The organism is Flavobacterium laiguense, from assembly GCF_003097655.1.
GTDB classification, from domain to species: Bacteria; Bacteroidota; Bacteroidia; order Flavobacteriales; family Flavobacteriaceae; genus Flavobacterium; species Flavobacterium laiguense.
On the sequence record NZ_QCZH01000005.1, the window covers coordinates 33,631 to 59,295 of the forward strand.

Genomic DNA, 25,665 nt, shown 5'->3' on the forward strand with positions numbered 1-25,665 from the left:
CCTCGTTATTAAATGAGGCGGGGTTTCTTTTTGTATAGGCTATATAATATTTTAATCATAATAGGTATCAAACAAAAACTGTAGGGTTTCAGGGATATTATTGGCTTGTATAATTGGATACTTTGTGGGTGATTGCAACCAGTTTTCTATGATTAGATCAAAATCATCGGCAACGTCATAAACAATAGGAACGCCCATTTTCTTGAGAGCCGCCGCATTACATTCTTGCTCATAATGCTTCCGAATGGGAATGGAGAGTATTTTTTTTCTTAAATATAATGCTTCTGCAGGCGTTTCAAACCCTCCTCCAGTGATAATACCTTCACAGTTTATGAGACTTTTATTGAAGTATTCTTGATTGACAGGGTAATAAGTGATATTTTTTATGGTGTGTTTGGTTTGTATGCCATTCAAAAACCAATGGAAAGATAAATTAGGTAATCTGTTGAAGGCTCTCTCTAAACAATCTTGTTGAAAAGAGGGTAAATAAACCGTGATATGACCTTTGTTTTTTGGGTCGGCATTTGCGATTTCATCCTTGATGATCGGAGGATAAATAAAATCATCATATTTGTCAAAATGCAAGCCAATGTTCTTTGGAGAGGGAGCATAATGTTTGAGAATCATTTCGCCCATGAGATTCTTTTTTTCGGGTCTGGGAGTCAAAGGAGATATAAAACTGGCCTGATGTCCAAATTGTATCGAATGTACTTTTTGTAATTTGCAGGCCAAAGACGTAATCGAGTCAAAATCATTGATGACAACATCATAGCTTTTCAGTGGTAAGGAATTGGCATCTTTATAGATTTGTTTGGGTTTAATGTTTTTGGCAATATCCCAATAATTCAAACCACCACATTTACTGTAATGCAAGCTACAGCCTTCGCTTTTAAATTTTATGGGCAAATTGACATCCAGACTGGCATTGTTGCCACTCATAAAAAAATCAACTTCACCAAATTTTTGCAGATAAGGATATAGTTGAATGGCCCTGCTGATGTGTCCGTTACCCGTTGCCTGTATGGCGTAAAATATTTTCATTGCTGTATATTTTTATTTTGAAGAATGCGTTTCTAATGTTCTTTTTGAAGACGGCTTTTAGGAAAGGATTTTGTTGACAATATCGTTCACTATTTTTTCCTCATGGGAGTCAGCGTCTTTATAGTGCTCTGTTTTATAGTGATAAAGATTCCATTTTTGTTTTTTATATTCTAATGCCGTAAGATTTTCGATCCAATCACCACTGTTCAAGTACGTCACTTTTCCGTGTTCATTTCCTATATCCTTCATTTGGGGTTTGTGAATGTGCCCGCAAACCACGTAACTGTATTTTTTTTGGATAGCGATTTCGGCAGCGGTAGTTTCAAAATTAGAGATAAAGGAAACCGCTTTCTTGACACTGTCTTTAATCATTTTGGAGTAGCTTCTTTTTTCTTTGCCCAAAATCCCCAAAAACCAATTGATCAAACTGTTAATCAAAATCAATAAATCATAGCCTTTTCCGCCTAGTTTGGCAAGGATTTTGGCATACCCTTGAGTCGAAGAGTCGAATACATCACCGTGAAAAATCCATGTTTTTTTGCCGTCTAAATCCAGAATAAGTTTATCGACCAATTCGAAATTACCTAAAATAAAATCAGAATATTTTCGTAATGCTTCATCGTGATTTCCGGTAATGTAAATGACGCGAGTCCCTAGATTTGACATTTTTATAATATGCCGCAGGACATTCATGTGAGAGGCAGGAAAGTAACTTTTGGTGAAACTCCACATATCAATGATGTCTCCGTTTAAAACCAATGTTTGTGGGTTTATTGATTTTAGATATTGTAACAATTCTTTGGCGTGGCATCCGTATGTGCCAAGGTGGACATCACTTATAACCACAAGTGGAATTTTTCTTTTCCTTTTCATAATTAGTTTTTACGAAAGTAAGACCGCTATGTTATGTCAATGTGTTTTTAGTATTATTTGTATATGAAAAAAACCGTCAAGTTGCTGGAACAAGACGGTTGTTAAATTTGTTTTTTTATTAATCACTCTATTGCCTTTACTCTTATCCCTTTGGTGTGACTGGCAAACTCTGGAGCATACATACTTTCAATTGTTGAAATTCCATTAGAAAAATTACCAGTGTTATTTACTCGAATGTCATATTCCAGTACATAAGTTCCTTTGTTTATTCGGTCAAAAAAGAAATGGGTTGCAGCGTCTTTGGTGCTTTTATAAAATCCCAAACCGTCTTTGTATTGATAGGCAGATAAAACCTCTATTGGCTCAAAACAAGAAGCTCGCATATCTTTCAAATGAATGAATTCTACATCTTCCTTGGATGTGATAATTAATCGAACGGTAACCAAATCGCCAACTTTCAATACATTTCTAGCTGTTATTTTTTGTAATTCGGAGCCTTTGGAAGTGTTTTTCTTGATGTATAATTCTTTTGCAATCGACAAATTAGTTCCCGAATTGTTTTTTATTTTATCCAAGTCTTCAAAATACTGCCAATAAAAGCCTCCGTAACCGGGTACTTTCGATTTGTTAGTAATGGTAATTGCCGCCATTTCTTTTTTTATTTCATCCGCTTTCCAGTTGAGTTTGATGTAGCCTGTTTCGGCTTCTTTTTCATTTTCAGATAGTTTTTTACTCATTATTTTCTGCTCCCCAATTTGGAATGTTGTATTGTCTTTTACACTCAGCCAATCAGAGCCTTGCAGGAGTAACGCATATACGGCTTCGGTAGTAGCTTTTGTGGTGAGCCAATTTTTGGTTTGTTTTTGATTAGCCAAACTTTCATCGCATCTACAGCTTTGGTGTCATTGTCCACTTCTGCGAAAGCTTCAATCAGCAAAGCTTGGGTTTCTATTGGGGCTTGATACCAATACCAGCCCGATTTGTTGGCGATCCAATACATTCCCCATTCTTCATTATTAGAAGACGTTTCTCTAAGGTTTTCAAGAATTGTTTTGGCTGTGGCTTTTTCGTCAAAACGATTCAGTACCAAAGCCGCCATTCCTTTTTCATACAATGAATAAGTAAGCCAATTTTCTTTTATGTTTTCTGCATATTTTTTTGTGGCTACTTTCAAAGTATCCGATAGCAAATAATCTTCCAAATAAAGACTTCGGGTGTAGAGATAATGCATGTCTGAATTCGGGTTAATCCAAATTAATTTACCATCTTTTTCTTGATTTTGTAGTTTATAGTTTTCTAAAAATTTATTGTCGATGAATGTAATTCCAGGATTGGCAATTTCGACTGTATTTCTAGCTACGGTTACACTTTTGTCTAGTTTTCTCAAGTGACCTAAACCTGCCAAAATGTGTCTGGTGATGTATTCATTTTCCCCGCTTCCGTCAAACCAAGCAAAGCCTCCAGAAGGTTTTTGTTTTTGTTTTAATTTGGCAAAAGTAGCTTCTTGCGTATTTTTCATTTTTTCTAAATCAAAAAGCAATGCCAGATTCTTTTTCTTTTCGTCTTCGCTTTGTGCATCGTTTAACCAAGGTGTTTCGGCAAGAATAACCGATTTTAATTCCTCATTTGCTTCTAGTTTGGAATTCAATTTTCCGTTTTTTCTCCAAGTTTCAAAAACAGTTGCGATTTTTGGATTACTATTGATAATTTCTGTAGCCAAAGCATTCGCATAATAACGCGAAAAAGTTTGCTCGGAACATTCGTGTTCGTATTCCATCAAATAAGGTAAGGATTGAATGGCAAACCACGATGGATTTGAGGTGTATTCTAAAGTAAATTGATGATTTTTTAAAGTGGTCGAAGTGTTGTTTTTGAGATTCTCAAAAGTGTATTCTTTCTTCGAATTTTCTCGCACCCAAATTGGAATGCTTTCGGTAACGAGTGTGTTATTGGTTAATACCGGTAAAATGTTCTCTTCTCCATCTGAGAAGTTACCTGATTTTGCCAATACTTTATACTGAACGCCTTGTAAACCTTCAGGAATATAGATTTTCCAACTTACACTAGTGTTGCCATAAGCGGGAATAGCGAAGTTTTTAATGGTGTTTGTATTGTTTGTTTTTACATCAATATCTTGCATAGTTGTTGCATCAAAAAGTTGCAATACCGCAATACCTGTTTTGGCTTCTTTTGTGATATTGGCAATTTTTGTAGTTATCACAATAGTGTCTTTTTCTCTAAAGAATCGAGGGAAATTAGGGATTACCATTAGATCTTTTTGAGTAACAACACTTTTTTCGAGATAGCCCGTAACCGCATTTTTATTGTGCGCCATTAATCGAAGTTTCCATGCGGTTAATGCTTCTGGAGTAGTGAAATTGAAACTCACTTTTCCTTTCGAGTCTGTTTTTAGATTCGGGAAAAAGAAAGCGGTTTCAGATAAGTTGGTTCTTGCCTTTACTTGAGTGAGTGCTTCCAGGGATTTTTTGGTGGTAATGATGATGACACCGTTTTTACCTTTTTCTCCGTATAAAGCGGTTGCTTTTTCTCCTTTTAGAACATCTATCGAAATGATGTCTGATGGGGTGATTGAATTTGCTTGTTCAGCTGTCATTGGTTCTCCATCTACCACGTATAGAGGATTAACCTTATTTCCATCAATACTGGTTAATCCTCTTATTTTAATTCCTGCTGATTTAGTTTGAAGTTCCACATCTATACCTGCTAGACTATGAACAGAAGTGTCTTCTTCGAGGACTTCAACTACTAAATCTGCATCTCCTTTAATGTTTTTATAACCATTTTTTATACTTCTTATTTTTGTAACAGACATTAAAGCATCTCCATAAAGGGAGTTGTTAAAATCAAATCCAAACCAAATCAATTTTGTGGTTTCATTATTAAGTTCGACACTTTTTACAAACGGTTTGGGATTACGAATAGATGAATTGGTTTTATCAAATCCTAAACTGGATTTATAATTAACACTATTGTAATCGTATCCATTAGGAGCTAAAATTCCCCAATTTTGTTTCGCAAATTGATCTAAGGAACTGTCATACATTGACGCAAGTATTTCGCATTCTTTTTCTGTATTGCTAGCTTTCAATTTAAAAGACCAATTTTCGGTACTTCCAGAGCGTATCTTATTCCTGAATGATTCTACTTCCCAATCTAATCTGGGTTCTTCGGTTTTTAAAGACACTTCCATCTGATCGTAATAGGGTTGGTTTTCAAATATACTTTCAAAACTTATATTTATTCTCTTTTCAAATTCCTTTTTTAGAGGGATTTTGACAACAGTTTCATTGTTTTGTAAATAAAAAGTATTTTCGAAATAAATTTTGCTTTTGTAATTTCCGCTTGCATTAATGTAAAGTTTAGGAATAATAGAAGTTAATTTTACTAAAACAAAACCATCTTTGTTAGGGTTACTATTGATTTGTTGTGCCGTAAATAATTTATTGGGATTGAATTTGTCTTTGCTTTGTGTCAATTGAAAAATGGTACTTGTTTCTATTGGGTTTTCAAAAGAGTCTTTGGCTGAAAATACTACTTTGTAATTCCCCGACTTGTAATTGGAAATGAAATCCAAAACCAAATTTTTATCATTTTCAGTGTCAAATTTTTTAGAAAACAGTAAAGTTTCTGCTGATTTTGAACTATTCAGTTTCTGGTTGTTTTCATAAGGGAATAATCTTTCGAAATCTTGTGCCGAAATGCTTTCTATATCGGGTTTTTCCCAAATTCTTGGTTTGAATTTATCCGAAAAAGAACTAACATAATAGAGCTTTATTTCACCTTTGGTTGGCAAAAATTCCCCGTTTAGATTTGTGCTTGTAAATGTAATTTCGTTTTTATTTCTTGTTTCAATTTTACTCGGAATGGTTGTGGTAAACATCAAAGAATGATAGCCAATTCTAGCATTTGTATGGGTTTTGTGTGTTTCGCCATTTATGTCTGTAATCGAAGCTGTTATGGTATAATCAAAAACGGGGAAATGTTCTTTTGTTGCATTTTCAAAAGGTCTTGCAATAAAATTTATTTCGAATTTTCCGGAAGCATCCGTTTTGGTTTCTCCAACTAATATGCTTTCAGATTTGCCATTTTGGTTGTAATAGTAACCGTTATTTAATGTGTAAGGAGTAAGTCTAACTTCATATTGCACTTTTGCATCCGAAATGTTGCTGCCAGCAAATGCTTTTGCGAATCCTGTTATGCTAACATTTTGATTAACGTGATACGATTTTTTTATTGGGTCAAAAGTAACTTCAAATTTAGGGCGTTTGTATTCTTCGACGTTAAAACCTTGTCTTGAGTATTCAAAATTTGCGTTAGCCCAAAAAGAATTTTCTTCTTCAATTGTATTGTACAGCAAAATATTTCCAACAGGAGTGGGTTTCGTAGCTTCAATACTAAAGGTTCCTGTCAAACCCGTTTTTGGTAAAACAAATTCTCCCGAAAAGGAACCAAAGTCATTCGTTGTAACTTCAAAAGTCTTGATTTCTTTATGGTTAGCGTCTTTAATGCTAATTTTAAAAGTGGTTTTGGGAACGATATTGCTAACGTTTTGTTTTTTCTGAAAGGCGATTCCTTTGTAATAAACCGTTTGGCCAGGACGATAAATGGCTCGATCCAAATAGAACTCGACTTTTGCTTGAAATTTGTCGCTCTCGTTATTTGAGTATTCAGTATTGTATCTAAAATAGTTTTTATTAACTTGTATAGTATCGTTTGATGATGCAACTTTAATGGTTTTATATCTAGAATTGTAGCTGTTTATGTCTGTTCTTTCAAAAGTGGCGACTCCTTTTTCATTGGTTTTTATTGAAAAAGTAGGTGACTCAAGTGTAACATTCTCCAGTGGCTTTCCTGTTTTTCGATCCAAAACCTGATAATATTCGGTTTTGTTTTTCGAATCGAGCAAAACACATAAATTGGAAACCGTAATGGTTTCATAAGTAAATGCTTTTTTAGAATCAGAGTCAGTTTCACTTTCAAAATAAACCAAATAACTTCCTGTTTCTAGTTGGGGTAGGAGTACTTCAGTGCTGTATTCTAGGTAGTCTTTTTTATTAATTAAGGAGTGTTCAATTGTTTGGGAAGATTTGTTTTGTTCTGTAATTATCAATGCTAAATCGTCACTTTTTATATCCCTATTATTAAAGTGTGAAAAAATGTTTTGATTTATCTTGTAAAATGAAATTTTCAGATTGTCTGCATTCTTATAACGAACAAAAGCTCTGGAATTTTCGTTGTTGTAAATGTATTTTTGGAGTTGTATTTCTAGTGTTTTGGTATTGATTTCTTGTTTTTTTTGTTGAGCTAATTTGTATGCATTTGAATGATTTGAAACAGATAAAACACTGTCAATTATAGCAACGGCTTTAATGTTGTAATCAGGATGTTTTTCCTTTGAGGCTTCTTTTGTATAAATAGTAGCTTTCGCCAATTGAATTTTTTGCAATAGTATTTCTTCTTTGGTGTTTTTCTGTAAAGCATTCAAAGCCTGTAAAAAATCTACATTTGATTTTAAAAGATAATCATTGCAAAAGTTAATTCGATCCAGTTGATTATCTGCAGAAGGGTGGTTGGTTTCTTGTTTTTGACATAAATAAAGAACAGTTTTTAGAATAGTATCCTTTACAAAATCTAATTTTAATCCAGTAAATTCATTAGAATCCCCTAAGAGAGATTTTTTATATTCTTTAAAATCTTTAGGTTGATAACTCCATTGGTTAATTTTTTTAGAATGAAAAGAAATGTTTTCCCTCATTAAATAATCAAAAATGTTTTCTTTTTTTAATTTGTCTAAAGTTATAAAATCAAATATAGGTTCGTAATTGGTTAATGGAGTGTTTTTTAAAATGGTTTCGTTTTGAAGTGTTTTTTGAAAAGCTAAATCAATTTGGTTTTTAAAATCAGTCGCACTCCAAGTCAAGAAATCATCGTCAAGAATGGTTGTGTTGGTCCTATTTTGAATAGTGTAGCTGTTTTTGTAAAAATAATCGTCTAAACATTTGCCATAAACTAAATTCAAAATAGCTTGTGAAGGAATTGAAACTTGTTTGATTTGGTTTTTTAAATTGTTTAAAATTTTGGTTTGCGCATTTTCATCTACTACCTGTAAATACTTAGATGAATAGAAAAAACATTTAATGATTTGCACTTCTTCTTTTTTTGCAGCAGCTTTTTTGTAGATTTTGGAAACGATTTGATTGGCTGTTTTTATTTTGCCGACATTTTCATTTTTAATGACTTTATTCCAATCGGTTTCGTATTGTTGGGCAAATAATGAGGTTGATATAAAAAGAAGAGCTAAATAAATATTTTTCATAAATTGGTTTTAATTCCGGTTGTTTCATTTCTTCCGAAAAAGTCCTTAAAATTCAGTTGTTATTTCGATAATTTTCGGGCATTTTTTTATTTACAGGAAAAAAAATACGTTGATGGGGGGGTTAATCAAAGTGTAAGTTATATCAAAAATAATTTTCGTACAAATTACTAAATTTTACTTAAAAGCAAATTATACTTGTCACATTTTCTTATTTTTGGGCAATGAAAGAGACCTTGATAATATTTTTATTATTTCCTTTACTTATTTTAGGTCAAACCAATTATGAAAAAGGGGAGAAATTATTCATTGAAAGGAAATTTAATCAGGCGCAACCTTTGTTAGAAAGTTTCTTAAAAAACAATCCAAACCATCTTGAAACAATAGAATATTTAGGGGATATTGCGGGCTATGATAAATTATGGGATAAGTGCATAAGCTATTATAAAAAACTGAAAACATTAAAACCTAAAGAAGCCAATTATTACTATAAATATGGAGGAGCTTTGGGAATGAAATCTTTGGAAGTCAATAAATTCAAGGCGTTGGGGATGATTAGTGAAATAAGGTCTTCGTTTGAAAAAGCTATCGCATTAAATCCAAAGCACATCGAAGCGCGTTGGGCATTGATAGAATTGAATTTACAATTGCCAGGGATTGTGGGAGGAAGTGAAGCCAAAGCCATCAAATATTCGACAGAGTTGCGGGAATTATCTCCGGTAGACGGGTATTTATCCCGAGGGCATATTGAGGAATATTTTAAGAGATACTCGGATGCTGAGGAGCAGTACAAAAGAGCTATTTTAATAGGTGGATCCAAGATTTGTTATCAGAAATTGGCCGATTTGTATAAAAATAAAATGAAACAACCCGATAAAGCCAATACCGTTTTAGAAGAATATAAGAGTAAGAAACAATAGATCGATTATTAGATAAAAGCAATATAAAGTACACTAAATGAAAACACATTTCATTGCCATAGGCGGAAGCGCAATGCACAATTTAGCATTGGCATTACACAATAAAGGATATCAAGTTACCGGGAGTGACGACGCAATTTTTGAACCTTCAAAATCAAGATTGGATAAAAAAGGAATTTTACCGGCAGAGTTGGGTTGGTTTCCAGAGAAAATCACTGCCGATGTCGAAGCCGTAATTCTGGGAATGCACGCCAAAGTCGATAATCCTGAACTTTTGAAAGCACAAGAATTAGGACTTAAAATTTATTCGTATCCAGAGTTTTTATATGAGCAATCCAAAAATAAAACACGTGTTGTCATTGGTGGTTCTCACGGAAAAACGACGATTACTTCAATGATTCTGCACGTGATGCATTACCATAATATTGAAGTTGATTATATGGTAGGTGCGCAACTGGAAGGTTTTGATACCATGGTGCATCTTACCGAAGAAAACGATTTTATCGTTCTGGAAGGAGATGAATATTTGTCTTCCCCAATAGACAGAAGACCTAAATTTCATTTGTACCAACCGAATATTGCCTTGATTTCCGGAATTGCTTGGGATCACATCAATGTTTTTCCAACCTATGATTTTTATGTAGAGCAGTTTGAAATTTTTATTGGTAAAATTACTAATGGTGGAATTTTGGTTTACAATGACGATGATTCCGAAGTAAAACGTGTTGCTGAGGCGGCCACAAATCCAATTCGTAAATTAGCCTATCATACTCCAAAATACACTGTAAGTGATGGAGTAACATTACTGGAAACTCCAGAAGGTGCCATGCCAATTGAAGTGTTTGGTGCCCATAACTTGAATAATTTGGCTGGAGCCAAATGGATTTGCCAAAATATGGGAGTCGATGAAGCTGATTTCTATGAAGCGATTGCCAGTTTCAAAGGTGCATCCAAACGTTTGGAAAAAATTGCCGAAAGCAAAACCAAAGTAGCTTACAAAGATTTTGCCCATTCGCCTAGTAAAGTGGCTGCGACTACCAAAGCGGTTAAAGAGCAATACCCAAATCGTACAGTCGTAGCTTGTTTGGAATTACACACCTACAGCAGTTTGAATGCTGAGTTTCTGAAAGAATACGAAGGTGCATTAGAATATGCCGATGTTGCGGTGGTTTTCTATTCGCCAGACGCAGTTAAAATCAAACAATTGGAAGAAGTGACGTATGAGCAAATTTCCAAAGCTTTCAATAGAGAAGATTTGGTTATTTATACGAACCCAAGAGATTTTAAAAATTACCTGTTTAACCTAAATCTAGAGAATTCAGCTTTATTATTGATGAGCTCCGGAAATTATGGAGGATTGAATTTTGATGAGGTGAAAGGATTGATAGAATAAGAAAACATTATTTAGAATGTATAATGTGCCAATTGCAATTTAGTAATTGGCACATTATTATTTTACATATTTACTTCAGAATCGAAATCAAAATAAGAAGTGAATTTTATTGTATGATTTTTCTTTTTTTTAATACTTTAGCTAAACTAAGATTATAGATATATGAACTCAAAAATGAAAGTTGTAAAAACAACCAGCGAAAACCCCGATTTTATCGCATTAATAACCGCATTAGACAAGAGTTTATGGGAAAGTTACCCAGAATTGAAATCTAATTATTGGGGAAACAATATCATAGAATTAAATCCTAATGTTGTTGTTATTTATCTAGACGAAAAACCAGTTGCTTGTGGTTGTTTCAAGAAATATGACAAAAATACGATGGAGATAAAACGGATGTTTGTTTCGCCTGAAGCTCGTGGATTGGGTCTGGCCAAAAAAATATTGCAGGAATTAGAACTTTGGGCTCAGGAATTAGGCTTTTCATTTTCGGTATTAGAAACCTTGTACAATCAAAAAGAAGCGATTAGCTTGTATCAAAAAGTAGGCTACGCTATTGTTGATAACTACGAACCTTATGTGGGACAGGAGAATAGTATTTGCATGAAAAAAGAAATAGGCAGAATGAATAATTAAGAAAGGTTGTTTAAAATGGTGTAAATTTAAAGCTTTATGAAATTATGATTTTAGACGATTCTAATTCCCCTTTTAGGGGGCAGGGGGCTTTTCCTATTACCAATTGGTCTGAAGACGACAAGCCACGCGAAAAACTAATGCTCAAAGGCAAAAGCGTTTTGAGCGATACCGAATTGATTGCGATACTCATTGGTTCGGGAAGCCGAAACGAATCGGCTGTGGATTTGAGTAAACGGATTTTGGCCAGTGTTAATCACAATTTGAATGCTTTAGGTAAATTGTCTATTGCACAATTAACGAACTTTAAAGGAATTGGTGAAGCCAAAGCGATTTCGATAATTGCCGCAATGGAGCTGGGAAGGAGAAGACGAAATGAAGATGCAGTTGAGTTAACAAAAATAACCTCTAGCAAAGCTGTTTTCGAAGTGATGCAGCCCATAATAGGGGAGTTGCCCCATGAAGAATTTTGGGTTTTGTTTTTGAATAATTCCAACAAAATACTTTTCAAAACACAGTTAAGTAAAGGCGGAATGACAGGAACAATGGTGGATGTCCGAATTGTTTTTAAAATAGCTTTTGAACAAAACGCAACGGCGATAATTCTCGTGCATAATCATCCTTCTGGAAAATTGCAAGCCAGTGATGCTGATATTCAAATAACCAAAAAGATTAAAACTGCAGGACAACAATTGGACATTCCGGTTTTAGATCATATAATCATCACGGAATCGGGTTATTATAGTTTTGTTGATGAAGGGATATTTTAAAAAATTTGTTTAAATAAGACATTTGTCTTATATTTATAGACAAATGTATTTTTTATGGAAGCGATAAAATTAAAACCAAGAGGAGCTATTGATAAAGCCGTTAGAGTTTTGGTCAATAGAGTGGAGCAAAAGCGAGGATATAAACTTTTGAATAAGAATATCACTTATGATGAGTTTTTAAAAAATAGAATGCTAATCGTTCATGCTATTCGCGAAGGAATTCCATATGAGCTTTTTAATTTGATTAAGGAAATAACTCCTTTTAACGAAGAGGATTGGGCTTCTTTTTTAGGAATTTCCACAAAATCACTTCAAAGAAATAAGATCAAAGAAGATTTTATTTTTAAACCTTTACAATCCGAAAAAATATTAGAATTGGCCGAAGTAACTTCTTTGGGAAATACTGTTTTTGATAGCGAAGCGCAGTTTTATTTGTGGCTAAAAACACCTTCATTTGCATTTGAAAATTTGGAACCTATTGAATTACTCAAAGATTCTTATGGAAAAGAAATGGTGGTCAATGAGTTGAATAAAATAGATCAAGGGATTTTTGTTTAATGGAGGCCTTTCGATTAGCACGCAAAAAATATCCCATTGAGTTATCGGGAAAAGGAGCTTCGATTTCGGGAGCACGTTGGAATTCAAAAGGAACCGAGATTATTTATTGTGCCCAAAATAGAGCTTTGGCAATGGCCGAAGTTTTAGTTCATCTCTCTTTGGCGACATTACCAAGTGATTTTGTGATGTTAACAATTGAGATCCCGGAGGATGTTTTCATTGAGGTATTAAATCCCGAGAAACTAAATATAGATTGGAATGTTTTTCCTTGTACCTTTGAAACACCTTTTTTAGGGGATGATTTTATAAAAAGAAACGAGGCTTGTATTTTAAAAGTGCCTTCTGCGGTAGTGAAAGGAGATTTTAATTTTTTGATTAATCCGTATCATGTTGAATTTTATAAAATTAAAATTACGGAACAAACTGATTTTCCTTTCGATAAACGAATTTTTAAATAATACCATTCATGTTTTCTACTAAAATAACCGATATATTCTTCGACTTAGATCATACCCTTTGGGATTTTGATGTTAATTCGGAATTGGCTTTTGAGATTATTCTAAAGAAAGATCATCCAACAATCGAAATTTCCGATTTTATAGAAAAGTATGCACCCATCAATCAAGCCTGTTGGAAATTATACCAATATGATAAAATTACTCATGCCGAATTAAGATATAATCGTTTGAAACATACTTTTGATGCGTTGGAATATTTTGTTTCGGACGGGCAAATAGAAAGTATAGCCCATGATTATATTCAGCTATTGCCAGAAAATAATCGTTTGTTTGACGGAACAATAGAAGTACTGGAGTATCTGGAAAAAAAGTATACATTGCATATTATTACCAATGGTTTTGCTGAGGTGCAATGCAGAAAAATAAATAATTCGAATATTGGAGGGTTTTTCAAAACGATTACTAATTCGGAGATGGCAGGAGTTAAGAAGCCGAATCCTATTATTTTTGAGTATGCCCTTAATCAGGCTCAAGCCAATAGAGAAAACAGTGTCATGATTGGAGATTGTCTCGAAGCCGATGTGCAAGGAGCACTGGATGCGGGATTGGATGCCATTTTTTTTAATGACAAGAAAATTAAAGTAGAGCAGAATATCAAGCAAGTAACACATTTATTAGAATTAAAAAAATATTTATAAATCATGAAATGAGCATAACCGAAAATTGGTTGCACAAACCAATATAGATATGCGAATTCCATATTCCATTAAAAATCAAATATTATCTACTTATGAAGTCAAAATTTCTATTCCTATTATTATTCGTTTCAAGTTTTTGCTTTTCTCAATCGGTAAATGATTATGTGGCCGTATTAGTTCCTGTAAAGTATGAGTTTCTTAAAAGTGAAAATCAGTACCGACTTAACACTCTGACGAAATTTAATTTAAAAAAAGCAGGTTTTGAAGCTTTTTATACCAACGAAGCCATCCCGAAAGAATATGACAGATGCAGCATGTTAAATGTGGATGTATCTACAGAAAGCGGATTTATGGTAACTAAGCTTTTTATTACTTTCAAAGATTGTTATGATAAAGTGATTTTTAAATCTGAAATTGGGAAAAGCAGAGAAAAAGAATTCGATGTGGCTTATGCCGAAGCATTGAATTTGGCTTTTGAGTCTGTCTATGCCTTGCATTATAAATTCAGTGGAGCAACTGTTGCAAATAATCAAAAAGCTGCAATTGCCTCTCCAGCAATTGTGCCAGTCGCTACAACTGCTGTTGCGGTAAATGTGTCTGGCAATACGGATTCAGATGGGGCTAATGTATTATTTGCACAGCCCATCAAAAATGGTTTTCAATTAGTGGACAATACGCCAAAAGTGGTTATGAAAGTATATAAAACTACAAACCCTTCCATTTATTTAGCTACAAAAGAAACTTTACAGGGAGTGTTAATCTCTAAAGATAATCAATGGTTCTTTGAATATTATGAAAAAGAAACATTGATGTCAGAGAAAATAGCAGTTAAGTTTTAAGCAATGTCAATAAGATAAAAATCTAAAATCTTAATTCTACAACCTTAAATCTCAATACCCGTATTTATCTTTCCAGCGGTTTTTCAAGAATTCACGAGTAGTGTTTTCTCGGGAATTAGTGCCGGGAACGTAAATAGGGGTATTGCTTAGAGCTTCGGGCAAGAATTCTTGCTCCGCAAAATTGTTGGCATAGTCATGTGAGTATTTGTATTCATCACCATATCCTAATTCCTTCATTAATTTGGTTGGAGCATTGCGCAAATGAATGGGTACGGGTAAATCTCCAGTTTGTTTGACTAATTGTTGAGCGGTACCAATTGCCAAATAGGAGGCATTGCTTTTTGGGGAAGTGGCAAGATAAATGGCGCACTGACTCAAGATAATTCGACTTTCGGGATATCCAATGGTTGATACCGCTTGAAATACATTATTCGCCATAATAAAAGCAGTAGGATTGGCATTTCCAATGTCTTCACTGGATAAAATCAACATCCTTCGGGCAATAAATTTTACATCCTCACCGCCTTCAATCATTCGAGCCAACCAATATACAGCACCATTGGGATCACTTCCTCGAATTGACTTTATAAAAGCCGAAACAATGTCATAATGTTGTTCGCCGCTTTTGTCATACAAAACCGTGTTTTGTTGCACCAATTCAAAAACTCGATCATTGGTGATCAAAATTTCGTCTTCAGCGGAAGCGTTTACGACCAGTTCAAAAATATTTAATAGTTTGCGTCCATCACCTCCAGAAAGACGCAATAGTGCCTCTGTTTCATATAGTTGTATTTTTTTGGAAGCCAAAACTAGGTCTGTTTTCATGGCCCGATGCAATAAATGTTCCAAATCCGCCTTGGTAAACGCATTCAAAATATAGACCTGACAACGAGACAACAAAGCGGGAATAACTTCAAAACTCGGATTTTCGGTGGTTGCACCTATAAGTGTAATCCATCCTTTTTCGACTGCAGCCAATAAAGAGTCTTGCTGCGATTTGCTAAAACGATGAATCTCATCAATAAACAAAATAGGATTTTTGGTAGTAAATAAACCGCCACTCTGTTTCGCTTTTTCAATTACATCCCGAATATCCTTCACACCCGAGTTGATCGCGCTTAATATATAAAATGGGCGTTTCGACTCCTGAGCAATAATTTGTGCCAAGGTCGTTTTACCCGTTCCAGGAGGTCCCCATAAAATTAATGACGGAATAATTCCTTTTGCAATTTGTTGCGTCAACGAACCGTTAGGGCCTACCAAATGAGATTGGCTGATGTAGTCTTCGAGTTTTTGTGGGCGTATGCGTTCTGCTAGTGGTGCTTCCATGGGGTAAAATTACACATTTTTCAGTTTTTAGAACTATATTTTTAGGAGCTATTTCCAGCTGTGCATTACAAGTCCTCGCCTTGTCGACAAAATTTTTAAATGTTTGCAAGTGCTTCTTTCAGTCGCTTTGTAAACACAAAAAATTTAAGCCAACAAGGTTGCGGGCTTTTCATTTCCATCTGGGCTAGAGTAACTGTTTTATAAGAGAATTTATTTTATATGACAAAATAGCACTAAATTGCTTTTGGATACATTTTTGATTTGTATTATGTATCTGTAATAATCTAACAATTTTGAGTTGTCTAAAAAAGATGGAAGAAAATCATTTTAAATTCACCAATGCAGTAGTAGGAGTACCACTTTTTTTTGTGTTATTCTTGTGGTTTGTGTATTGGCTAGAGATTCGTTTTGGCTTCGATTTTATTGAAAACGGAATTATGCCAAGAACTTTTTCGGGATTACAAGGTGTTGTTTTTAGCCCTTTTATTCATTCTAGTTTGGAGCATCTCTATAATAATTCAATTCCATTGCTGGTGCTTTTAGCTGCATTGTTTTTTTTTTATAGCAAAGAAGCTTTGGGGATAATAGTCTATGGAATTCTGCTTTCCGGAATTATAACATGGATTATCGGAAGAGCAAGTTATCATATCGGAGCCAGCGGTTTGATCTATGTATTGGTTTCTTTTATTTTTTTTAAAGGAATTCAAACTCAATATTATCGATTAGTGGCTTTGTCTCTAACTGTAGTAGTGCTCTATGGTGGAATGGTTTGGTATGTTTTTCCAAAAGTAGATGAAACTATTTCTTGGGAAGGCCATTTGTCAGGATTGATTATAGGCCTGGTACTTACTTTTTTCTATAAAAAAACAGAATTCAAAAAAGTAATAAAATACGACTGGGAACGCCCCGATTACAATCCGCTGGATGATAAATTCATGCAGCGTTTTGATGAAAATGGCAATTTCGTCAATTTGCCAAAGCCTGAAATTATTGAGGAAGAAAAAATAGAAATCAATCCTTTTTTTCTGTCGAACATAAATGTTGTTTATGATTTTGTCGAAAATCAAGTGGCTATAAACGAAAAAAATGAATCAAAACCGGAGTCTTGATTCATTTGTGTTTTTCACGCCCCCATTTGGGGGCTGGGGGGCTAGCTTCTCTGTCTTACCGCTTCGTATAAAAAAGCACCGCAAGCTACAGAAACATTTAATGATCCGATTGATCCAAACATAGGAAGTTTTGCTTTTTCGTCTACAATTTTAAGTACCGATGGATTTACTCCTCTGTCTTCTGATCCCATGATAATAGCCACGGGTTCATTTAATGAAATGTCATAAATGTTTTGATCTGTTTTTTCGGTTGCCGCAACAGTTTTGATACCACTGGCTTGCAAAAGGAAAATAGCATCTTTAATGTGTTCTACTTTACAAATCGGAATGTTAAATACTGCACCTGCCGAAGTTTTTACGGTGTCTCCATTTACAGGAGCCGAACCTGCTTTTTGAACAATAATACCATTAACACCCGTACATTCCGCTGTTCTGATGATAGCGCCAAAATTACGTGCATCCGAGATTTGATCTAATATCAAAAACAAAGGTTTCTTACCGTTTTCAACAACTGTTTCTATCAAGGTTTCTAAATCATAAAACGAAATAGGGGAGACGGTAGCTACAGCACCTTGGTGATTATTAGGAGTCAATCGGTTTAGTTTCTCTACAGGAACATAGGAGAAATTGATATTGCCGCGCTTCATTACTTTCATTAAGTCCTTCATCAGTTCGCTGCTTGCTTCCTTCTGAATATAGACTTTATCAACTGTTGCGCCCGCTTGTATGGCTTCAATTATTGCTCTGATTCCAAATATTTGATGTTCTTTTTCCATGCGGCAAAGTTAGGTAAAAGGTTTGTATAAAAAAAACCACCAGCAGGGGCTGGTGGTTTGATTGGTGTATAAAATTTTTATTTCAGTAAGATTGTGGCGTATAGTCCCATCATCATTAAAACAATAGTTATAAACATTCCGATGAACCATTTAAAAGAGTCCTTGATCTCGTTTTTCAATTCTGATTTATTTTGTTCCATTTTTAATTCTAATTTCAAAAAATCTTCTCGAATGGCACTTTTAAAATCTGAATTTTCATATTTTATGTCATTTCGAACTTCTTCCTTAATGGCATCCATAAAATCTTTAGCATCGGCTTCGGATAATTTTAATTTATGGGTAAATAGAGTGTATAAAGTTAGGTTTACGCTGCTCATTTTCTTTGGTGGTTTTGATGTAAAATATTTTTTGTGGTAATTGAGTTATGCTTTTAAAGTTGTAACAAAGATAAATAAAAAGGAATATAAAAGTGGAATGATTTATTTTTCCATAGAGCAAAGTTAGGCAAAAGGTTTGTATAAAAAAAAAACAGTAGTAAACGTTTGTTTACTACTGTTTAAAAATTGTGTTTTTAGTGCTACTAATCCTGTGCAATTATTTCAGGACTAAGTAAAATCCTAATTAATTGTGAACTGGTGTTTTTGTTACAATTGTAGGGATAGGACTTGGTGTGTTTGGATTTGCATTTATTTCTTCTTGAGCATACAATAAACGTTGAGGAGTTCCAGCTTTTCCAGCTTTTAATTGAATTTTTGCTGCATTGTTAGATCTTGCAAAGTCATTTAAAGTTTCATAAGTACCCATAAAATAGATATATCTTTCTTCGAATATTTCTCTTAATAAGGCTTGTTGATCTGTTTCGGTGGTAGTTGCGTTTTCCATCCCTCCTTGTGCAAAATCACCAGCAGCATATGCATCATAGTTGAATGTTTCTGCATCATATCCATTATTGTTAATTCCAATAGAATAACCACCATCTAATACTGCTCTGTAAGCGTTGTAAGACGTTAGTCCTGCAGCAAAACTAGTTCTTGCATCTACTTCGGCAATAATCAATAACATTTCTCCATAAGTCACTAAAGGCATAGATGAGTCACTACCAAATTTACCATTAGTTCCACCGTAATCTCCTCCGTATATGTTTAATCCATAAGGAGAAAAATATTCAGTATTATAAGTAAATGCATAACGAGCAGATTCGTCAGTTTTAGCATTACCTCTGTAGGTAGTTGTTGACGGATCAAGCAATGTTCCTGCATATCCATTTCCAGACATATAATCATCTCTCTCATCAACTAAGAAGTCATAATACGGATTGAAACTTTGTCCATTTGAGTTTCCAAAAACAGCTTTCATATCTTCACTTGCACTAGATATCCCTAGTAAAGCTTCTGCTTTAGCATTAGCATATTGTTTAGTGTGTAGGAAATATTTAGCTTTTAATGAGTGTGCAAGTTTTATCCATTTAGCAGTGCTTCCGGCATAAAATAAATCTTTATCAGCTGGTAATTTTCCAGGTTTGTTAAGGTCTACAATTGCTTTGTCAAGTAATGCTTGAAGGCTTATATAAACATCAGACTGTTTGTCAAACTTAGGGTTTTTATTTTTCCCAGTGTAATCGAAGTCACTATAAGGTACATCACCCCACATAGAAGTAACAGTTCCCATAGTGTGTGCTTCTATTACAGCAGCAGCACCAGCTAGTTTGTAATTAAGTTCTTTCTCAGCATTAACTCTTGTAAATCTTGCATTTGTTAAGCAGTTTACATATGCCAAACTCCAAGCAGAATCAAATGATGAAGCTGTTGAAAGATTCCAATCGTTTAATGATACATATTGTCTGTTTTCACCATTAGCTTGATTCATCCATATCATTACATCTCTTACGTTTGCGCTTGTATGAAAGAATTGATCCGCTAATAAAACACCTTGAAATAAATTTCTTGCGTCTGAACCTGAAATTTCATCAGGATCTACATTGCTGTCAGATACATAATCTGTACAACTAAATAATGTTGTAAGTGCAATGCATAGACTTATTGATTTGATATAAATATTTTTCATGTTTTAAAATTTTAAGTTAACGCTAAATATTATTGATTTAGTGTTTGGAGCATTGAAATATTGCAATCCTCTTCCGTTAGATCCACCTGTAAGGTTACTCTCAGGGTCTTGTCCTAAATCATCTTCAGTCCACAACCATAGATTTCTTCCAGTTCCAGTAAAAGTTATACTTTCTACCCCTATATTTTTTCTTTTTAAGTCTAAATTATAGGATAAAGAAAGTTCTCTCCATTTCGCCCAAGTAGCAGATTTTACGAATTGTTCTCCAACTGGACCAAATCCACCACCTAAACTTTGATACCATGATTGATCTAGTAATACATTACCAGCTCCAAAATCTCTTACATTACCCCTTACTGTTCCAGCAGGAATAGTAGCTCCAGCATAATTTTTAATAGGAGCTGTTAAAGTAACTTCATTTGCAGTTTCTAATGTTTTACCAAATACATTCAATGCTCCACTTGTACCATCCCAAAGATCACCTCCAATAGAAGCATCAAACATAGTACTGATTTTAAAGTTTTTGTAGCTAAAAGATGTTCCGATAGCTCCTCTCCAATCTGCATTTGGATCACCTATGATGCCTTCTGATTCAGCAGCAGTTGGGAAACCATTGGCATCAAGAATCATTTTGCCTGCGGCATCTCTATCAAATTTACCACCCCATAAAGCAGCCATTGGCTGTCCTAGAATTGCTCTTGATGAAGATCCTTCAAATCCATTCAAGAATAATGATTCTGTACCTGTTAACTCAGTTACTTCATTTGTATTGGTGCTCCAGTTACCAAAAACAGTCCATTTAAAAGGAGATGATGAAGATAATAGATTTGCATCAAATTCTATTTCAAAACCTTGGTTTTCTATAGAAGCAAAATTTCCGTATAACGAAGTAAATGAAGAACTTGGGTTTAATGGAACGTTAACTAATAAATCCGTAGTTTCATTTGTGTAATAGGTAGCATTTATATTTAATCTTTTGAAAAATTGTAAATCAATACCTGCTTCGTATTCTGTTTTTATCTCTGGTTTTAATTTATCATTTCCACCTGCTCCAGCTTGAGAAAAAGAACCAGCATAAGCACCAGCATCGTATGCAGGTCCATAACCTTCTACACCAGCTGATCCCTCGTAATAAGTTGTTCCAGCATAAGGTTGAGGTATAGATGCTATTTGACCGTAAGTTAATCTTAATTTACCGTCTGTTAACACTTCGCTTTCAAAATGTTTTTTAAATGCATAAGCAAATTCTACAGAAGGGTAAAAATAACTCTTCAAATTTGGATCATAAGTAGAAGATGTTTCTAAACGTCCTCCTAAAGTTAAGTATAACAAACTTTTGTAATCAAATGCTGCAGAAGCATACCCACCATTTAATTCAGAATAGGTTCTGTCTAAAAAGGTTGTTTTGTCTGCCACTAACGCATTGTCATATGAAAAATTAGGAATATCTAATAAGAAATTTTGATATTGCCCACCTCTTTGATCGTATTTTTGTTGAGCGGTATTATAACCAGCTAAGTAGCTTAAATTTAGATCTTCAGTTATTTTGACATTTCCTAATGCCATAATATCTACATTATATTGTTGAAAATCAGTAACGCTTTCAGTTGCTTTACCTTTTCCGCTATTTTCTACTGAGTTTACATTCCATATAGACATACGTTTGTCGCTATAAGAATCAAATCCAACACGTGCCAAAAGTGTTAACCATGGTTTTACTTCATGTTTCATTTCAAATCCTGCAATGTATCTATCTACTGTATTTGGATTTTTTTGAACATCAGTTGTCCAATAAGGGTTGTTGTAACTAGGTGTTTGATCTGTTGCAAAGGTACCAACATCTTGTCTGTAAGCTCTGTGACTATTTGTATAGGCTACACCTGAAGCATTGAAATTAGTTCCTATGAATTCTGTGTTATCAAAATCCGAAGGGCTTCTATAAAGTCCTAAATATAAACCAGAAGTATTAGATCCAGTTTGGATTCTTTGGGAGCTAACTCCTGAATAGGCAAATCTACTTTTAAAAGTAGTTTTTTCTCCAATTTTAGATTCTGATGTAAAATCTACACTGGTTCTTTTGTAATCAGAATTTCTAATTATTCCTTCTTGAGTTGTGTTCCCAATACCTAGATAAAAATTAGTATTCTCTGCACCACCACTTATTCCAATATGATTGTCCAGTACAGAACCGTCTCCAATTATACCATCTATGTTTTTTTGTTGGAAGTTTTCTTTGCTATTTTTCCCTCCAGCAGCAATTGGATATATTTTTTCACCACTGTTGGTCAAAAAGTACTGTCCAGTTGTATTATACACATCCGCTGCACCTGATCTTGAAGAAATTTTATCTCCAAATGAATTTGCATTGTTTCTTGTCCAAACTCCACCAGTACCTTGTCCAAATTTATCTTGAAGTTTAAATTCAACATTCACTGTGTCAAAAGATACGGATGAATTTACATCTACAGATATTTTACCTTTTTTACCTTTTTTAGTAGTAATCAAAATAACACCATTTGCGGCTCTGTATCCCCACAAAGCAGCAGCAGAGGCCCCTTTAAGAACTTGCACAGAAGCAATGTCATTTGGGTTAATATCATTTGCTCTACTTTGTTGTGCTACTCCATCTGTTTGATTTGAAGAAGTACCTATTTCGTCTGTAGACATTGGTATACCATCAATAACATATAATGGTTGAGTAGAACCTGTAATAGAGTTTTGCCCTCTAATTTGAATATAAGCTCCAGATCCTGGATCACCAGAATTTGAAACGATATTCACATTTGAAGCTTTACCAGATAAAGCTTTTAGAAAAGAAGTTTCTCCCGAGCTGGTAAGAGCTTCTCCTTTCACTCTTGAGGATGATCCGGTTTTGGTACCTTTCTTAACCTCAACACCTAAAGTGTTAACTATAACACTTTCCAATTCAGTTGCATCGCTAGAAAGTTTTACATTGACAGAAGTAGAACCAGCAGATTTCTCTGAAGTTTTCATTCCAACATAGCTAAATACCAATACTGCAGTTGGCTCTGCCTTGATAGAATACTTTCCATCAAAATCTGATTGAGTTCCAGTTTTTGTTCCTTTAACTAATACACTCACGCCTGGTAAAGGCATTCCTGCATTGTCGGAAACAATTCCTGAAACAGATCTCTCTTGCGCAAAAGTTAGTTGCGCCACTAGTACTACTAAGAGTACTAAGAATCCATTGAACTTTAGTTTCATTTTTAATTATTTTGAATTAGTTGAGCAAAAATCATAATAATATGTTAACTTTCCTAATAATAAAATCTATTTTTTTGGCTTGTGCTAAAATTTAACATTATAACTAATAATTACGAAAGTATTATGAAATTTGATTTCTTGATTTCTTGAACCGCCATTTGTAATTATTATTTTTAATATTCCGCCTTTAGTGCCAATAGGTATTTCTATTTACCTAGACTGATTAGTTTGTTGGCTTCGTTTTTTATGGAATAGTGGTTGACCTTTGTAATAGCAGTAATCTAGAATTGAGTTTAGCTGTAAATTAGGAGGAATTAAATGCCTATATTCTGTAATTATAGAAGTCATAAAATTGGCCAGTAAACTATTTTCTGAGAATCTTCTAATTGAATTTACGCTTCCGAATCTAAAAAAAATCATAGGTTAAATAAGTATTGCTTTTTAAAAAATAATTTGACTTTAGATGTTTGTACTGTTTTTCTTATCAAAACTAAAATTATGCATTATGTTAAAATTTGCTAAATAGTGTTTTTTCGGTTTTTGTAGTAGTGTTACAGTTTATAGTTCTTTTTTCGGTCCCTAAATTTAACGTTAGATAGGATTCTATTGGTGATGTTTGATTGTTGTAATCACTTTAGGTAAATTCAAAATTAAAGAATCTATAATTTATTAAGCAGTCCAATGTCAAGTGGTATAATGTGATATAGTATGAACCTAGATTGCGCAATAGCCCACAGATTTTACTGATCAAACGGATTTACACGGATTTTTTAGCGTCGATTCAAAATTCTATACAGAGAATAAGGATCTACGAGAATCATTAGAATCCGTGACCTCAGTGGGTAATTCCCCCATTCAAAATAAACCGCTATGATTCTAATGCGGATTCTGGGATGAATATTGTCCAATTTTTATTGAACTATATTGAATACATAATTGGTATAGCTAGCGTAAATATTCCTCATAAAAATTTGTGGTCTTTTTTTTAAAATTCTAGACAAAAAAAATCCCGATTACATAATGTAATCGGGAAATTAAATGAAATAGTTTGTACTATTTCTATTTGTGAAATTTTACCAACCTGGGTTTTGAGTCAATGACTTGTTTGTGTTCATTTCAAGCTGTGGTATAGGCCATAAGAACTTAAAGTTATCAGCTGGAATTGCAAAAACGGTACGGGGACCGCTATATTCAGTTCCTAATGTGTAGTCTGCAACTGCAGGAATTGCATTAGCCATTTTTGCAGGAATTCCAGCAGTAGGAGCAAGATCATCTTTTTCAAGACGTTGAATGTCAGACCATCTTCTTCCTTCCATTAAGAATTCAATTCTTCTCTCAGTAAGAATAGCATCTACCATTAGAGCTATTGTACTTAAACCTAAAGCAGTATAGGCTTGTGTAGCTGGAGTAGCAAGGGATCTGTTTCTAACTTTGTTTAAGTTTATCAAAGCATTTGTTAGATCTCCTGTACGTGCTTGTGCCTCTGCCATATTCAATAATACTTCTGCGTATCTGATAACAGGTGTAGCATCTGTAAAAGTAACTTGGTCTTTGTATTTATTAGTATAGATGCGACCTCCAGAATTTTGAATCATTGCAGTTGGTGAAACTGCTGGAAGTACCACAGCGTTTCTTCTTTTGTCATCCGTTAACCATTTAGTGTTTCTCCAAATGATTGGACTAACAGCTACAAGTCTTCTTCCTCCATACATAGAAGCTAAAGCTCCATTTGAAGTAGGGTTAATAGTGTTTGAATGTTGAATAGAAAATATAGACTCGGTATTGCTTAAATTGTTAGCCAAAACAAATACATCACCAGGATTAGCTGTTAATGTTTGTTTTCCGTTTAGTTTAGTTCCTTCAACAATTACATTAGCCCAATCTCTTTTTTGAAGAAATACTCTTGTTTTGAATGCAACAGCTGCATTTTTAGAAGCTTTCGCAATTCCTGTAGTTGTGATAAGGCTTTCAGCTTCATTCAAATCTGCCAAAATCTTGGTATAACATTCTGCAACTGTATTTCTAGGTTTTACACTTTCGGCATCAATATCCGCTTGAGTGTTTATTCCAACTTCTCTGTAAGGAATACCCAAATGATCTCCTGCTGCAGTAAAGTTATAACATCTAGCAAAATAGTTCAAAAGTTCGAAATGTGTAATGGCACGCATGAATTTAGCTTGACCGATATAATCATTACCAACAGCTGCTGTAATAGTACCTTTGGCTACGGCACCAGTTACACCCTCAATCATCAAATTACAACGATTGATTAATCTATAGGCGTCCACCCAGTAATAAACATTATTAGCTGTAGTGGCATCATAAGTTGCGGTATAGGTAAGTTGGTAGAAGGTAGCTGTATTAATTACATCTTCTCCTCTACAGTCTCCTTGCTCTACGAAAGCAGCTCCCCAAATATATCCTCTACCTCCATTGGAATTGGTACTGGTGTATTGTCCTACGGCAGCTGCATTATAAACACCATTCATTGACGAAGCAATTAGTGATGGACTCGAAAAGGCATCTTTGTCTGAGATATTGTTTATTGGTGTTGTGTCCAATATTTTTTCTTCTGTGCAGGAATTCAATCCCAAAACAGCGACAGAAAGAAGTATTATTTTAAATATATTTTTCATCTTGAATTT

The 25,665-nt window shown here is 34.2% G+C and carries 19 protein-coding genes; 9 read left to right on the forward strand and 10 right to left on the reverse strand.

Annotation, left to right across the window (positions count from 1 at the left end; genetic code table 11):
* Positions 1–51 precede the first annotated feature (51 nt).
* From DB891_RS06500 to DB891_RS06515, 4 genes are all read right to left on the reverse strand, one after another.
* On the reverse strand, positions 52–1,041 hold the full coding sequence (locus DB891_RS06500; protein ID WP_116761799.1) for a glycosyltransferase family protein: 990 nt from the start codon (positions 1,039–1,041) through the stop codon (positions 52–54).
* 57 nt (positions 1,042–1,098) lie between these two features.
* Complete coding sequence (locus DB891_RS06505; protein ID WP_116761801.1) at positions 1,099–1,914, reverse strand: UDP-2,3-diacylglucosamine diphosphatase; 816 nt, start codon at positions 1,912–1,914, stop codon at positions 1,099–1,101.
* Positions 1,915–2,036: 122 nt separating this feature from the next.
* Positions 2,037–2,789 carry an alpha-2-macroglobulin family protein gene (locus DB891_RS06510; protein WP_124019500.1) on the reverse strand — a complete coding sequence of 251 codons (753 nt, stop codon included), beginning with the start codon at positions 2,787–2,789 and terminating at the stop codon, positions 2,037–2,039.
* Positions 2,696–8,251 (reverse strand): MG2 domain-containing protein, encoded by a 5,556-nt coding sequence (locus DB891_RS06515; RefSeq protein WP_116761805.1) that lies wholly within the window; start codon positions 8,249–8,251, stop codon positions 2,696–2,698. Before DB891_RS06515 ends, DB891_RS06510 begins: the two co-directional genes overlap by 94 nt.
* Before the next feature lie 221 nt (positions 8,252–8,472).
* Here DB891_RS06515 and DB891_RS06520 point away from each other — a divergent pair, with 221 nt between their 5' ends.
* From DB891_RS06520 to DB891_RS06555, 8 genes are all read left to right on the forward strand, one after another.
* Entirely contained in the window at positions 8,473–9,168 is a 696-nt protein-coding gene (locus tag DB891_RS06520; RefSeq protein WP_116761807.1) for a tetratricopeptide repeat protein, read from the forward strand.
* Between the two features lie 37 nt (positions 9,169–9,205).
* Positions 9,206–10,561, forward strand: a complete 1,356-nt coding sequence (locus DB891_RS06525; protein WP_116761809.1) for a UDP-N-acetylmuramate--L-alanine ligase — start codon at positions 9,206–9,208, stop codon at positions 10,559–10,561.
* Between the two features lie 174 nt (positions 10,562–10,735).
* Positions 10,736–11,197: a GNAT family N-acetyltransferase gene (locus DB891_RS06530; RefSeq protein WP_223256062.1), complete on the forward strand. Its 462-nt coding sequence runs from the start codon at positions 10,736–10,738 to the stop codon at positions 11,195–11,197.
* 44 nt (positions 11,198–11,241) lie between these two features.
* Complete coding sequence (radC, locus tag DB891_RS06535) at positions 11,242–11,964, forward strand: RadC family protein (protein ID WP_116761813.1); 723 nt, start codon at positions 11,242–11,244, stop codon at positions 11,962–11,964.
* Between the two features lie 54 nt (positions 11,965–12,018).
* Positions 12,019–12,522, forward strand: a complete 504-nt coding sequence (gene parS / locus DB891_RS06540; RefSeq protein WP_116761815.1) for a type II RES/Xre toxin-antitoxin system antitoxin — start codon at positions 12,019–12,021, stop codon at positions 12,520–12,522.
* The gene (locus DB891_RS06545; protein ID WP_116761817.1) at positions 12,522–12,980 is read left to right on the forward strand and encodes an RES family NAD+ phosphorylase; all 459 of its coding nucleotides are present in this window, start codon (positions 12,522–12,524) and stop codon (positions 12,978–12,980) included. The genes parS and DB891_RS06545 overlap by 1 nt, the downstream gene beginning before the upstream one ends.
* Positions 12,981–12,988: 8 nt before the next feature.
* Entirely contained in the window at positions 12,989–13,678 is a 690-nt protein-coding gene (locus DB891_RS06550) for a YjjG family noncanonical pyrimidine nucleotidase (RefSeq protein ID WP_116761819.1), read from the forward strand.
* A 92-nt stretch (positions 13,679–13,770) separates the two neighbouring features.
* On the forward strand, positions 13,771–14,517 hold the full coding sequence (locus DB891_RS06555; RefSeq protein WP_116761821.1) for a hypothetical protein: 747 nt from the start codon (positions 13,771–13,773) through the stop codon (positions 14,515–14,517).
* Between the two features lie 51 nt (positions 14,518–14,568).
* Here the strand turns inward: DB891_RS06555 and DB891_RS06560 are convergent, their stop codons facing one another.
* Positions 14,569–15,846 (reverse strand): replication-associated recombination protein A, encoded by a 1,278-nt coding sequence (locus tag DB891_RS06560; RefSeq protein WP_116761823.1) that lies wholly within the window; start codon positions 15,844–15,846, stop codon positions 14,569–14,571.
* Positions 15,847–16,157: 311 nt separating this feature from the next.
* Here DB891_RS06560 and DB891_RS06565 point away from each other — a divergent pair, with 311 nt between their 5' ends.
* Positions 16,158–16,955, forward strand: coding sequence for a rhomboid family intramembrane serine protease (locus DB891_RS06565; protein WP_116761825.1), 798 nt, complete (start codon positions 16,158–16,160; stop codon positions 16,953–16,955).
* Between the two features lie 41 nt (positions 16,956–16,996).
* Here DB891_RS06565 and rlmB read toward each other — a convergent pair whose 3' ends face one another.
* The 5 genes from rlmB to DB891_RS06590 form a co-directional block, all read right to left on the reverse strand.
* On the reverse strand, positions 16,997–17,731 hold the full coding sequence (gene rlmB, locus DB891_RS06570) for a 23S rRNA (guanosine(2251)-2'-O)-methyltransferase RlmB (protein ID WP_116761827.1): 735 nt from the start codon (positions 17,729–17,731) through the stop codon (positions 16,997–16,999).
* 77 nt (positions 17,732–17,808) lie between these two features.
* Positions 17,809–18,108, reverse strand: a complete 300-nt coding sequence (locus DB891_RS06575; RefSeq protein WP_116761829.1) for a hypothetical protein — start codon at positions 18,106–18,108, stop codon at positions 17,809–17,811.
* Positions 18,109–18,352: 244 nt separating this feature from the next.
* Positions 18,353–19,597: a SusD/RagB family nutrient-binding outer membrane lipoprotein gene (locus DB891_RS06580; protein ID WP_189337113.1), complete on the reverse strand. Its 1,245-nt coding sequence runs from the start codon at positions 19,595–19,597 to the stop codon at positions 18,353–18,355.
* 201 nt (positions 19,598–19,798) lie between these two features.
* Positions 19,799–23,020 carry a SusC/RagA family TonB-linked outer membrane protein gene (locus tag DB891_RS06585; RefSeq protein ID WP_116761832.1) on the reverse strand — a complete coding sequence of 1,074 codons (3,222 nt, stop codon included), beginning with the start codon at positions 23,018–23,020 and terminating at the stop codon, positions 19,799–19,801.
* Between the two features lie 1,073 nt (positions 23,021–24,093).
* Positions 24,094–25,656 carry a RagB/SusD family nutrient uptake outer membrane protein gene (locus DB891_RS06590; protein WP_116761834.1) on the reverse strand — a complete coding sequence of 521 codons (1,563 nt, stop codon included), beginning with the start codon at positions 25,654–25,656 and terminating at the stop codon, positions 24,094–24,096.
* Positions 25,657–25,665: the final 9 nt, after the last annotated feature.